At 75.6% G+C, this 12,527-nt stretch carries 11 protein-coding genes; 7 read left to right on the top strand and 4 right to left on the bottom strand.

The window, feature by feature from the left end:
- Positions 1-17: 17 nt before the first annotated feature.
- From WCD74_RS23045 to WCD74_RS23055, 3 genes are all read right to left on the bottom strand, one after another.
- Positions 18-2,078 carry an Rv1355c family protein gene (locus tag WCD74_RS23045; protein WP_337697226.1) on the bottom strand — a complete coding sequence of 687 codons (2,061 nt, stop codon included), beginning with the start codon at positions 2,076-2,078 and terminating at the stop codon, positions 18-20.
- The gene (locus WCD74_RS23050) at positions 2,075-2,779 is read right to left on the bottom strand and encodes a hypothetical protein (RefSeq protein ID WP_337697227.1); all 705 of its coding nucleotides are present in this window, start codon (positions 2,777-2,779) and stop codon (positions 2,075-2,077) included. The genes WCD74_RS23045 and WCD74_RS23050 overlap by 4 nt, the downstream gene beginning before the upstream one ends.
- A 171-nt stretch (positions 2,780-2,950) precedes the next feature.
- Positions 2,951-3,658, bottom strand: a complete 708-nt coding sequence (locus WCD74_RS23055; protein WP_337697228.1) for an IclR family transcriptional regulator — start codon at positions 3,656-3,658, stop codon at positions 2,951-2,953.
- A 73-nt stretch (positions 3,659-3,731) separates the two neighbouring features.
- Between WCD74_RS23055 and WCD74_RS23060 the strand changes: the two genes are divergently transcribed.
- The 7 genes from WCD74_RS23060 to WCD74_RS23090 all read left to right on the top strand — a co-directional run bounded on the left by WCD74_RS23060 (position 3,732) and on the right by WCD74_RS23090 (position 11,206).
- On the top strand, positions 3,732-4,832 hold the full coding sequence (locus tag WCD74_RS23060) for a mandelate racemase/muconate lactonizing enzyme family protein (RefSeq protein WP_337697229.1): 1,101 nt from the start codon (positions 3,732-3,734) through the stop codon (positions 4,830-4,832).
- Entirely contained in the window at positions 4,829-6,274 is a 1,446-nt protein-coding gene (locus WCD74_RS23065; protein WP_337697230.1) for an aldehyde dehydrogenase family protein, read from the top strand. The genes WCD74_RS23060 and WCD74_RS23065 overlap by 4 nt, the downstream gene beginning before the upstream one ends.
- Complete coding sequence (locus WCD74_RS23070) at positions 6,271-7,443, top strand: iron-containing alcohol dehydrogenase family protein (RefSeq protein ID WP_337697231.1); 1,173 nt, start codon at positions 6,271-6,273, stop codon at positions 7,441-7,443. Before WCD74_RS23065 ends, WCD74_RS23070 begins: the two co-directional genes overlap by 4 nt.
- Before the next feature lie 84 nt (positions 7,444-7,527).
- Positions 7,528-8,538, top strand: a complete 1,011-nt coding sequence (locus WCD74_RS23075; RefSeq protein ID WP_337697232.1) for a flavin reductase family protein — start codon at positions 7,528-7,530, stop codon at positions 8,536-8,538.
- A gap of 29 nt (positions 8,539-8,567) precedes the next feature.
- Entirely contained in the window at positions 8,568-9,851 is a 1,284-nt protein-coding gene (locus WCD74_RS23080) for a fatty acid desaturase family protein (RefSeq protein ID WP_337697233.1), read from the top strand.
- Between the two features lie 46 nt (positions 9,852-9,897).
- Complete coding sequence (locus tag WCD74_RS23085) at positions 9,898-10,680, top strand: GAF and ANTAR domain-containing protein (RefSeq protein WP_337697234.1); 783 nt, start codon at positions 9,898-9,900, stop codon at positions 10,678-10,680.
- A 115-nt stretch (positions 10,681-10,795) separates the two neighbouring features.
- Complete coding sequence (locus WCD74_RS23090; protein ID WP_337697235.1) at positions 10,796-11,206, top strand: STAS domain-containing protein; 411 nt, start codon at positions 10,796-10,798, stop codon at positions 11,204-11,206.
- An 8-nt stretch (positions 11,207-11,214) separates the two neighbouring features.
- On the opposite strand, the gene WCD74_RS23095 is transcribed toward WCD74_RS23090, so the two are convergent.
- Complete coding sequence (locus WCD74_RS23095; protein WP_337697236.1) at positions 11,215-12,510, bottom strand: PucR family transcriptional regulator; 1,296 nt, start codon at positions 12,508-12,510, stop codon at positions 11,215-11,217.
- Positions 12,511-12,527 lie beyond the last annotated feature (17 nt).

A 12,527-nucleotide genomic window follows, 5' to 3' on the forward strand; every position in this document is an offset into this window, starting at 1 on the left:
ACCGAGGGTAGTTGCCCCTACGCCATCCGGGGAGGCCGCGTCAGGTCGACGAGCGGGCGCCGTCGGCTGCGCACCGGGGGACCGGCGGTGTGGCCCAGCCGCAGCACCAGCGCGACGACCTCCCCGTCGGCGAGCCCGACCGCGCGGGAGAACCGCCGCTGCAGGTCCGCGAGCTCGTCGGCGAACTCGCCGGAGAGCTCGTCGAGGTCGTCCGCGGAGTGCGCGTAGAGGAACACCGGCGACGTCGGGTGCACCGCGAGTCCGCGGGCCTGGGCCTCGACCCACACCGCCTCGACGGCCTGGCCGCCGCGGACGAGGTCGGCGGGCGCGGTCCCGTCGACGGTCACGACGGCGAGCGCCGAGCTGGACGCGATCCGGGTGCGGGTGTCCTCGGCGAGGGCGGACCCGCCGCCCCAGCCGGCGAGGGTCCGCATGACCTCGGGCCGCCGCACGATCTGCAGGGTGGCGACGTCGGCGGGGCCCAGGCCGAGGGCCGCGACGTCGATGCCGGTCGGCTCGCCGTGCTCGACGAGCTCGCCGACCATCTCGCCGTGCAGCCGCTCGGTGAGGTAGCGGATGCGGTCGGCGGCCGCGATCGCCTCGCCGGCGGCGTGCATCGCCTCGCCCGGCTCCAGCAGGTGCAGCCGCCCGCCCTCGGCGCCGGCGGCCTCGACGAGGGCGAGGCGGGTGGCGACGCCGATCGGGCGGGGCCGGCCCAGCGCCCGGTCGGTGCCGCGGGCGAGCACGTCCGCGGCGGCCAGGCGCTCGTCGGTGCCGGGGGCGAACCGCAGCGTCGCGACGAGGTCGGGCGACGTGGCGTCCGGGAGGATCTCCACGGGCCCCAGCCGGCCCTCCCGCGCCGCCGCGGCGCGGGCGTTGAACAGCGCCGCGCCGAGGGCGACGTAGCTGCCGCGGTGCGCGAGGTCCATCGTCGTGGTGCGGCTGCGGTCGAGGAACAGGCGGAGCTCGGAGTCCGTGAGCTCGACCGACCACGGCTGGACGTTGCCGCCCGACGGCGCGCGCCGGACCGCCTCGAGGACGGGGTCGCCGGGCTCGTCGTCGGCGGTCTCCTCGGGGAGGTCGGCCGGCGCGGACTCCGTCGCGACGTCGACCAGCAGCTCGTCGAGGTCGATCCGCGTGCGTCCCGACGGCAGCGGCTCGCCGAGGCCGAGCCGGCGCACCGCGGCCGCGACCGTGGCGGCCCCGAGCACGACGTCGCTGCCGAGCTGCGGCCACGTCGACAACGTCGAGCCGACCTCCACCATCGACGCGGCCGCCCGCGCGGACACCCGGTCGGCGCCCACGATCCGCAGGACGTACGGGGCCTTGTCGCGCGGGTCGAGGTCGGCGAGGGCGGCCGCGGTCAGGTCGCCGGCGAGCCCGTGGAAGAGCGGGCGGTCCGGCTCGAGGTCGAAGCGCTCGACGTCGACGAGGCCCCGGTCGCTCGTCGCCATCAGCACCGGGACGCCCAGCGCGCGCGCCCGCTCGCGCAGCAGCACCTTGACGTCGAGCGAGTCGGCCTCCTCGACCAGGACGTCCACACCCGCGAGGAAGTCGTCGATCGCGTCCGGGGTCACGCCGGTCGTGACGGCCTCGGTGTCCAGGTACGGGTCGAGCTCGGCGATCCGGCGGGCGGCGACGACGGCCTTGTTCTCGCCGACCTCGAACAGCCCGACCGGGATGCGGTTAAGGTTGGAGACAGCGACGTCGTCGAAGTCCGCGAGCCGCATCCGCCCGCAGAGCCCCTCGAGCGCGAGCGTGTGCGCGACCGCGTGCCCGACCGACAGGCCCGCGACGGCGACGGTCAGCCGGTCGAGGCGGTCCTGTTCGTCGGCGGTGATCTTGTTGCGGTTGCGGTCCAGGCGGAGCCGGCGGTAGGGCTCGGAGTCGAGGAGGCCGACCACGGCCCGCCGCCAGGGGAAGTGCATCCAGCGGGTCCCCGCCGGGACCCGCGGCCCGCGGAGCGCCGCGAGCTCCGCGGTCTGGGCGTCGCGCTGGTCGAGGACGGTGACGGTCGGGTCGGCGCGCAGCGCGGCCAGGGTCTCGCCGTCGACCGGGACGGCCCGCCAGGCGGTCACCGCGCACCCCGGGGCGCCGGCACCGCGACCTCGACCAGTTCCGCGACCGTGTCGTCGACCGCCCGGATCTCGGCCCCGGACACGGCCGGCGACCAGTGCCAGCGGTCCCAGTAGGCCAGCGTCGTGCGGTAGCGCGGATCGGGGTAGGGCACGGCGGGGATCGAGTCGACCACGACCGCGCCCGCGGAGACGAACAGGCGCATCGTGTGCGCGGCGGTGCCCATCGCGAAGCGCGCCCCGAGGACGGCGCTCGCGACGACGGGGGTCCGCTTCATCGCGGCCATCAGCTCGCGGCGCCCGGAGAAGTCCGGGGCCATCCAGAAACCCTGGGTCTCGACGAGGCCGTCGGGGACCCAGCCCGCGATCACGGCGCGGACCTCCGGGTCGCCCGCCCAGACGTCCAGGGCCTGGGTGTCCTCCGCGGTCTCGACGGGGCCGTGCGAGCGGATGCCGGAGACGGCGCGGCCGTCCGGGTCGAGCGCGGTGAACACGAGGGAGGTGGGGCGCTCGTCGACCTTCGCCGCGGCGCCCACCCCGTGCTCGGTGTAGAGCCGGTCGAGGCCCTCGAGGTGCGCGGCCCACAGGTCGGGATGGCTCTCCGGGGTGGTGACGGCGATGCGGATACCGGTCCCCGGGACCGAGTAGCTGCGATGCGGGACCCGGGTGTCGACCCGTGGCGTGGGAACGCCCCCAGAGAGCAACGTGACCTCCGTCGATGTGCGTGCGAAGCATCCTGCTCAGGGGGGTTCGCGGGGTGAACCGCCGATCGAGGGGACCGGTCGCGGGCACCCATTCGCCCGATCGCGCTTCAAACTGCGGCCGACTGGTACATCTGATGGAGATCCGGAGCGCGGCGGCCGGAGATCGGCGGGTCAGGCCCCCAACCGGGTGGAGAGGTCCGCCGCCGCGTCGACGGTGGCGGCCGCGAGACGGGCCAGGACCGGCCGGACCCGGGCCACCGGACCGGACGTGTTGACGGCCGCGACGACCCCGCCGTGGACGTCGCGGACCGGTGCGGACGCGCCCGCCAGCCGCCGGTCGAGCTCGCCGTCCACGACGGCGACCCCGTCGGCCACGGTGCGCCCGGCGATCCCCGGGTCCAGGCCCGCCCCGCCGAGCCGCCGCGCCAGCGCCGCCTCGTCGCGGAACGCGAGCAGCACGCGGCCGGCCGAGCTGACCTCGATCGGCACGTCGGAGACGTCGAAGGCGACCCGCGGCGCCGAGCCGTCGCCGGCCACCGTCAGGACGGTCGCGACGGCGTCGCCGTGCAGCCGGCACAGGTGCGCCCCGACGCCGAAGCGCGCGGCGAGCGCGGTCAGCACCCGCCCCGCCGTCCGGACCAGCCGTGCCTCCGTGGTGCGCGCCGCGAAGGCGTACAGCCGCCAGCCCAGGGCGTAGCGGCGGCTCCGCGGGTCGCGCTCCACGAGGCCCTGGCCGGCCAGGGCGACGAGGGCCCGCGAGACCTGCGACTCGGTCCGGCCGGTCAGCGCCGCGAGGCGCGTGACGCCGAGGCCGGCGCCCTGCGCCTCGGGGGAGGTCAGGGCGGCCAGCAGGTCCACGTCCCGCTGCAGCCCGTCCATCCGGCCAGGCTACTTGCGCTGAGCGCAAGAACGCCTTGCTCCGGCGTCCGGGACGCCGTGCACTGCGGGCGCCATGAAAATCACCGGCATCCGCATCACCGAGCACACGCTCGAGCTGGACCCGCCCATGCAGGCCGCGTGGGACCCGGACCCCCGACGCGAGTTCGCGGCCACGCTCGTGGCGGTCGAGACCGACGCCGGGATCGTCGGCGTCGGCTCCGGCGACACGATGGCGGGCTTCGCGCCGCACGTGCACCACTTCGTGGGCACCGACCCGCTCGCGATCGAGACCCAGGTGCGCCGCATCGAGTCCGTCGCCTTCCACGGCGGGCGGTACTGGCCGCTCGAGGCCGCGCTCTGGGACGTCGTCGGGCAGGCCGCCGGCCTGCCGGTGTCGGTGCTGCTCGGCGGGGTCGCCGACCGGCTTCCGGTGTACGCGTCCTGGTGCTCGGTGCAGCCACCGGAGCGCCGCGCCCACGATGCCCGCGAGCTGGTCGCCCAGGGGTTCCGGGCGGTCAAGGTGCGGGTCGACCCCCGCGACCCGGAGCCCGGCGTCGCCTCCGTCGCGGCCGTGCGCGAGGCGGTGGGCGACCGGCTGGACGTGCTGGTCGACCTCAACCAGGCCTGGCGGATGGCCGGCGACGTGCGGCCCGCCGTCGAGCTGGTCGGCATCCGGCGCCTGGTGCGCCGCCTCGCGGAGTACGAGCCCGGCTGGATCGAGGAGCCGCTGCCCTACGACGACGTCGCCGGGCACCGGCTGCTGCGCGCCGAGAACCACGGGCTGCGGATCGCCTCCGGGGAGATGTGCGACGACGCCACGCAGCTCGCGGCCCTGACCGGGGAGCTGGACGTGGTGCAGACCGACGTCGTGCTCTCCCTCGGGATCTCTCGCACCCGCCACCTCGCCGAGGCGCTGCGCGCGCGGCACCGCCGGTTCACCCCGCACACCTGGTCCAACGGGCTCGGCCTGCTCGCGAACCTGCACGTCGCGGCGGGCGTCGGCGGCGGGCCGTACCTGGAGTTCCCCCACGACCCCGCTGGTGGCTGGACCCCGGAGCGGCGGGACTTCCTCCTCGCCGAGCCGCTGTGGCCCGCCGCCGACGGCACCCTCGCCGTCCCCCAGGCACCGGGCCTCGGTGCCGTCCTGCACCCCTCGCTCGGGAGCGACCGATGACCGGCTTCAGCCCACCCAGGACGTTGCTCATCGACGGGGCCGAGGTGACCCCGGACGCGACCATGCCCGCCCACACCCCGCGCGACGGCTCGCTGCTCGGGCCCGTCCCGTTCGCCGGGCAGGCCGAGGTCGACGCCGCGGTCGCCGCCGCCCGGCGCGCGCACGACGACGGCCGGTGGGCGCGGCTCGCGCCCGCCGCGCGGAAACGGACCCTGCTGCGGTTCGCGGAACTGGTGCGCGAGCACACCGAGGAGCTCGCGCTCGCCGAGACGCTGGACACCGGCAAGCCGATCCGCGAGTCGCGCACCGTCGACGTCCCGAGCTGCGCGGACGTGATCACCTGGTACGCCGAGGCGATCGACAAGCACTACGACCTGATCGCCCCGACCGGTCCCGGCGCGCTCGCGACGATCACCCGCCGCCCGCTCGGCGTCGTCGCCGCGGTGGTGCCGTGGAACTACCCGCTGATCATCACCGCGTGGAAGATCGCGCCCGCGCTCGCCGTCGGGAACAGCGTGATCGTCAAGCCAGCCGAGCAGTCGCCGTCGTCCGCGCTGATCCTCGCCCGGCTCGCCGCGGAGGCCGGCCTGCCCGACGCCGTGTTCACGGCGCTCTCCGGCGACGGCCCGACGACGGGTGCGGCGCTGGGCCGCCACCCCGGGATCGACAAGATCGGGTTCACCGGGTCGGTCGAGGTGGGGCGGCTGTTCCACCGGTACTCCGGCGAGTCCAACGGCAAGGCGGTCGCGGTGGAGGCCGGCGGCAAGTCCGCGCAGGTGGTGCTGCCGGACGCCGACCTGGACGCCGCGGCCTCCGCCATCGCGTGGGGGATCTTCTACAACGCGGGCCAGACCTGCCACGCCGGCTCGCGGGTGGTCGTCGACCGGCGGGTGCACGACGAGCTCGTGGCGCGGGTCGTGGACCTGGCCAAGACCTTCACCGTCGGCGACCCGCTCGACGAGGACACCGTGCTCGGCGCGATCGTCGACCGCACCCAGCTCGACCGCGTCGTCGGGTACCTCGACCTGGCCCGCGGGACGGTGGACGTCGCGTTCGGCGGGTCGGTGCTGGAGCCGGTCCCGGGCGGGACCTACGTCGAACCGACCGTGCTGGACGGGGTGCCGAACGACTCCCGGCTCGCCCAGGAGGAGATCTTCGGCCCCGTGCTGTCGGTGATCACGGCCGACGGTCCCGACGAGGCCGTGGCCCTGGCCAACGCGACGCGGTTCGAGCTCGCCGCGTCGGTGTGGACCCGGGACGTAACCACCGCCCACCGGGTCGCCGACGCGCTGCGGGCCGGGACGGTGTGGGTGAACACCTTCGACGCGGCCTCGGTGACGACGCCGTTCGGCGGCGGCGGGGACACCGGCGGCGGCCGCGACCGCTCGCTGGCCGCGCTGGACGCCTTCACCGCGCCCAAGACGACCTGGTTCGCGCTGTGAGCGCGGTGGAGCGGGCGGTGACCTGCGCCTGCCCGGCGGCCGTGCCGTTCGTGCACGAGGGCGGCCCGGTCGTCGACTCCGGGCCCGGAGCGCTGGCCCGCCTCGGCGACCACGTCCTGGACGTGCACACCTCGGCCCGCTCCGGCGGCGCGGTCGTGGTCACCGACCCGGGGCTGCGGGCGACCGGCATCGTCGACGAGGCCCTGACCGTGCTCGCCGCGGCGGGGTGCCCGACGGTCGTGGTCGACGAGATCCCGGGCAACCCGACGGTGCCGGCGGTCGAGGCCGGTGCGCAGGTCGTCGCGGAGGCGTTCCCGGGCAGCCGCCCGGTGGTCGTGGCGCTCGGTGGCGGCTCCGCCCTCGACGCCGCGAAGGGGATCGCCCGCCTGGCGGCCGACCCCACCGGGCCGGGACTGCCCCTGATCGCCGTCCCGACCACCGCGGGCACCGGCGCCGAGACCAACGGGTTCGGCGTGCTGGAGGACCCGGTGCGCCGCTGCAAGGTCTACTGCGGCGACGCCTCGACGACGCCGCGGGTCGCCCTGCTCGACCCGTTGCTCACCCACGGCCTGCCGCCGGGCGCCACGGCCGCGACGGGCGTCGACGCGCTGGTCCACGCGCTGGAGTCGCTGGTCAGCCGCGGGCGCAGCCCGGTGTCCGAGGCGTTCGCCGCCGAGGCGCTGCGGCGGGTGTGGCGGTGGCTGCCGGTGGCGTTCGCGGACGGCTCCGACCCCGCCGCGCGGGCCGAGATGCTGCTGGGCGCGCACCTGGCCGGGCAGGCCCTGACCCGCTCCGGGCTCGGGCTGGTGCACGGCCTGGGCCACGCACTCACCGCCCACCACGGCGTGGTGCACGGTCGCGCGCTCGCCATGGTGATGCCGGAGGTGGTGGCGTGGTCGCTGGACGACTCGCCCACCGAGGCGGGGGCCTGGGCGCGGGTCACGGAGCTCCTGGGCCTGGCGCATCCCGGCGAGCTGCCCGGGGCGCTGGCGCGCTGGACCGACGCGCTCGGGGTCCCGCCGGGCGTCGACCGGGCCGCGCTCGGGCTCGGCCCGGCCGAGGTGGAGGCCCTGGCCGCCACCGCGGCCGCCGACCCGGTGGGCCGGAACGCCCCCCGGACGGCCGACCGGGGCGCGCTCGCGGGCCTGCTCACGCGATCCCTGCACTGATTTGTCGAGATGCAACAGAACCCGTGACCGGGTCGTCGCTTCGGCTGTAGAGACCGTGGCAAGGGCGTCCTTACCGTCGGTTCCGTGATCGCTGGAGTGCTCGCCCGGGCCACGCGCGTGCTGGCCACGCCGCTGCTGCCCGACGACTACCTGGCCTTCGTCGACCCGCTGTGGTCCGCCCGTGCGCCGAAGGGCCGCATCGTCGCGACCCGCCCCGTCGGTCCCGCGACCACCGAGCTCACCGTGCGCACCGGCGCCGGCTGGCACGGGCACCGACCCGGCCAGCACGTCGGCCTCGGCGTGGACCTCGGCGGCCGCCGGCACTGGCGCACCTACTCGATCACCTCGGCGCCGGACGCCGAACACCTCACCGTGAGCGTCACCGCCGTCCCGGACGGCTCCGTCTCGACCCACCTCGCGCGGGTCGCGCGGCGCGGTGACCTGGTCGGGCTCGGCCCGGCGGCGGGGGAGTTCACCGCGACGGGGCCGCTGCTGCTGGTCTCCGGCGGCAGCGGCATCACCCCGATGCTCGGGCTGCTGCGCGGCGGGGTCACCACCGACGCCGTCCTGGTGCACTCCGGCCGCGGCGGGCACGTGCACGCCGACGACCTGGACGACCTGCCCGCCGTGGTGCACCGGCACGACAGCACCGCGGGGCACCTGCGCCCGGCCGACCTCGACGACCTGGTCCCGGACTGGCGCGCCCGCACGATGCTCGTCTGCGGCCCCATCGGGATGATCGACGCCTTCACCGCGGCCGCGGACGCGGCGGGCGTCCCCTGCGTCGTGGAGCGCTTCCGCCCGCCCGAGCCGCTGGACGCGGACGGGACCGGCGGCACGGTCACCTTCACGACGTCGGGGGTCGTCGCCGAGGCCGACGCCGTCACCCCGCTGCTGCGCGCCGGCGAGGACGCCGGCGCCCTGCTGCCCAGCGGCTGCCGCATGGGCATCTGCCACACCTGCGTCGGGCGCCTGAGCGTCGGCACGGTGCGCAACCTGCACACCGGCGAGCTGGAGACCGCCGAGGCGGACGGCGACGTCATCGTCCGCACCTGCGTCTCCGCCGCCGCCGGCGCGTGCTCCATCGACCTCTGACCACTGCTCCCCAGCGCACGGAGGACCTCATGACCGCCCTGGACCACCGCCCGCTCACGAACCCGGAGACGATCCCGGAGCACGTGACGCGGATCAACGAGGCCAAGACGCCCAGCGGCCCCGGCCGCCCCGGCGCGTCGACGGCACACATCACGGCGTCCACCGCGCACCTGACCGTCGAGGACGTCGAGCGCATCGGCGCCGAGCTCGAGGCGATCCGCGACGAGGTCATGTCCTCGCTGGGCGAGGCCGACGCGCGCTACATCCGCCGGGTCATCCGCACCCAGCGCGGGCTCGAGATCGCCGGCCGCGCCCTGCTGCTCGGCGCGCTGTTCCCGCCGGCCTTCGTGCTCGGGACCGCGTCGCTCGGCGTCGCGAAGATCCTCGAGAACATGGAGATCGGGCACAACGTCCTGCACGGGCAGTGGGACTGGATGCGCGACCCCGAGATCCACTCCACCACGTGGGAGTGGGACCACGTCTCCACCGCGTCGTCGTGGCAGCAGACGCACAACTACCTGCACCACACCTACACCAACGTGCACGGCAAGGACCGGGACATCGGCTACAACGTGCTGCGGGTCGACCCCGACCAGCCGTGGCACCCGACCTACCTGTGGCAGACCGCCACCAACTTCGGGCTCGCCCTGATCTTCGAGTACGGCATCGCGGCGTTCGACCTGGAGCTCGACCAGGTGGCCCGCGGCGAGAAGACCTGGGCCGAGAAGATGCCCGAGATCAAGACGATGCTGCGCAAGGCGGGCAAGCAGGCGCTGAAGGACTACGTGGTCTTCCCCGCGCTGTCCGGGCCGTCGTTCGTCCCGGCCCTCGTCGGCGGCCTGCTCGCCAACACCGTCCGCAACGTCTGGTCCCACGCCGTGATCTTCTGCGGCCACTTCCCGGTCGAGGTGGAGACCTTCGACGAGGAGCGCCTGGAGAACGAGTCGCAGGCCGAGTGGTACGTCCGGCAGATGCTCGGCTCGGCCAACCTCGAGGGCTCGGCGCTGCTGCACCTCATGACCGGGAACCTCTCCCACCAGATCGAGCACCACCTCTTCCCCGACATGCCCTCCAACCGCTACGGCACGATCGCGCCCAAGGTCCGCGACCTGTGCCGGCGCTACGGGCTGCCCTACCACTCGGGTCCGATGTGGAAGCAGTACGGCGGCGTGCTCGCCAAGATCGCCCGCCTCTCGTTCCCCGGCGGGCACGGGTCCATCGAGAAGCGCCGGACGAGGGCGCTGCCCGTGGGCCGTACGGCGGCCGCGACGCTGCGCCGGTTGCGCGATCGCGTCACGCCGCAGGCGGCCTGACCCGCGCCGTCCGCGCGCGGCGCCCCGAGCTGCCTATGATCCGTCCGTGGTGGTGGACGAGCACAGCTGGCAGGAGGATCGGGACCGGTTCGTGGACAGCAACTCCGACGACGCGCTGGGACCCCTGGCGGAGCAGTTCGTCACCCTGGGTCAGTCGTTGTGCAGCTCTCCGGTCGAGGACGGGGTGCAGGGTGTGCTCGAGCGCATCGTGCACGCCGCCCGGGACATCACCGGGGCCGACGTCGTCTCGGTGACCCTGCGCGACGGCGACGGGTTCACCACGCCGGTGGAGACCGACCCGGTGGCCAGCAAGGCCGACGCGGTGCAGTACGAGTTCACCGAGGGGCCGTGCGTGGAGGCGACCCTCGACGCCGGGATCGGCTACGCCGCCTCCGGCGACCTCGGCCGGGACACGCGCTGGCTGTCCTTCGGCCCCGCGGCCGCCGAGCTCGGCCTCCACGCCGTGTTCGCCACCGGCATGTTCCCCGGCGAGGACGCCCGGCCCCGCCTGGGTGCGCTCAACTACTACTCGCGTCGCGTCGGGGGTCTGGACGACGTCGACCGCGACACCGCGCTGCTGCTCGCCACCCACGCCGCGGTCGCACTCAAGGGGGCCCAGGCGGTGGAGGCGGCCGAGCTGCGCGCCTCGCAGCTCAAGGAGGCCGTGCAGTCCCGGGACGTGATCGGCCAGGCCAAGGGCATCCTCATGGAGCGGCGCGGCCTGTCCGCCGACGATGCGTTCGACACCCTGCGGCGCACCTCCCAGGAGCTGAACATCAAGCTCCGGGACCTCGCCGCCACCCTCGCGAGCCGCCGCGCCGACCTCTAGATCGGTCACGCAGGGCGCACGGGGGTGTGCGTCACGTAGGGTGCCGGGTAGTCATGCGTCGCCCGTGGAGACCGTGCGGGATCCGTCGTGGTCCGCGCGCGCACCGGAGGTCCCCATGGCCGCACCCACCCAGTACGACGTCCCCGCCGGGCTCGACGATCGGCGTCGCGACGCCCGTCTGACCGCGTCCCGGCGCGCCGTCGACGGCATCGGGACCAGCTGGTACGACGACGGGTGCGTGGCGCTCGCCGTCGTCGGACCCGCCGGGCCCGCGCAGGTCCGGGCGCTGCGGGACCTCCGCCCGCAGCTCGCCCGGGAGGCGTGGGCCGAGCTGGTGATCGACCTGTCCGGGCTGGAGGGCGAGTGCGGTCCCGCCCTGGTGCGGGTGCTCGGCCAGCTCCGCGTGCAGCGGCTGACCGCCGGGGCCCGCGTCGAGATCGACGGCGCGCCCGCGGAGGTCGTCTCCGAGCTGGGCGTCCGGCCGGCCACCGAGTTCACGGTGCGCGAGCACCGCGACGGCGGCTGAGGGAGGGGTCAGCCCTCGACGGCGGGCTCGGCGGCGAACGCGCCGCCGAAGCGAAGTGCCAGCGCCACCTCGAGCCGGGCCACCGGGTCGTCCAGCGCGCCCGCGAACGACTCCTTGAGCCGCGCGAGCCGGTAGCGGACCGTCTGCGGGTGCACGTGCAGCGTGCCGGCCGCCTCGGCGACGTCGCCGTGCGCGTCCAGCCAGGCCCGCAGGGTCTCCACCGCCCGGTCGCGGGCCGACGACGTCATGCGCCGCAGCGGCTCGAGGCGCTGCGCCACCAGGTCCGTGGTGACCGACACGTCGGCGTGCAGCAGCAGGGCCAGCAGGTGGTCGTCCGCCCGCACGAGCCCCGACGGCGGCCGGGAGCCGCGGGAGGGGCGGTCGTCGGGCACGGCGATCTCGCCGGCCGCGACCAGCGGCCAGGCGCTCCGTGCCCGCGCGACGGTCCGGGCGACGTGCTCGACGGCGACGGTCGGGCCGATGACGGAGGGCACCCCCGCGGTGGCGTCGGCGAGGTAGTCGGCGCGGCCGGGACCGTCGGGGTCGGGGACCACCAGGACCCCGAGGCCGTCGACCCGCGAGCCGACCACGTCCGGGGGCATGCGGCGGAACACCGCCTGCATCGCCTCCTCGTCGCAGATCAGGACGGCGAGCGAGCGCGGCAGGGACCACTCCGCGTCGCGGGCGAGCCGCTCGAGCTCGGGGCCCTCCGGCGGCGGGGTCCGCAGCAGCGTGGTGACGAGGGTGTGGCGCCGCGCCTGGCGCGACCCGGCGGTCAGGCTCTGCTCGTGGGCGTACCCGGCCACCGACGCCGCGGCGAGCTGCTCGATGTACTCGAACAGCGCCTCCGCGAGCCGGAAGATGCCGTCGGGCTCCAGGCCGTACAGGTCGCTGCCGGCCGAGATGCGCCGCCACAGCACCCGCGACCCGACCCGGTAGGCGCTCTGCAGCGCGTCCATGGTGCGCCCGTGGCGGTGCTCGACGCGGCCGAGCTCGAAGTAGACGCGGGTGTCGGGCAGGTCGTCGTCGGTGCCGAGCAGCTGCAGGAACTGCTCCAGGGCCACCGATACGCCCCGGCGGATGTTCTGCCCGAACACGCCGTTCATCGACAGGGCGTACTCCGCCACCTGGGCGCGGACCTGCTCGATGATGTCGTCGCCGGTGTCGAGGACCATCGTGCGCATCCGGTCGGCCGCCTCGGGCGGGATGTCCGCCCAGGGATGCCGCCGGGCCGGATCGTCGTGCGCGCAGCCGTCCACGGTGCGCAACGGCACGTGCGCCTCGACACCCGCTCCGTCCGCCACGGCGCCATTGTGACCCA

The organism is Actinomycetospora aurantiaca (genome assembly GCF_037401875.1).
Classification (GTDB): Bacteria; Actinomycetota; Actinomycetes; order Mycobacteriales; family Pseudonocardiaceae; genus Actinomycetospora; species Actinomycetospora aurantiaca.

Bases quoted from the DNA above. Each gene is read 5' to 3' on its own strand.
- WCD74_RS23060 (WP_337697229.1), top strand. From the start codon at position 3,732: ATGAAAATCACCGGCATCCGCATCACCGAGCACACGCTCGAGCTGGAC.
- WCD74_RS23065 (WP_337697230.1), top strand. From the start codon at position 4,829: ATGACCGGCTTCAGCCCACCCAGGACGTTGCTCATCGACGGGGCCGAG.
- WCD74_RS23080 (WP_337697233.1), top strand. From the start codon at position 8,568: ATGACCGCCCTGGACCACCGCCCGCTCACGAACCCGGAGACGATCCCG.
- WCD74_RS23090 (WP_337697235.1), top strand. From the start codon at position 10,796: ATGGCCGCACCCACCCAGTACGACGTCCCCGCCGGGCTCGACGATCGG.
- WCD74_RS23055 (WP_337697228.1), bottom strand. From the start codon at position 3,658: ATGGACGGGCTGCAGCGGGACGTGGACCTGCTGGCCGCCCTGACCTCC.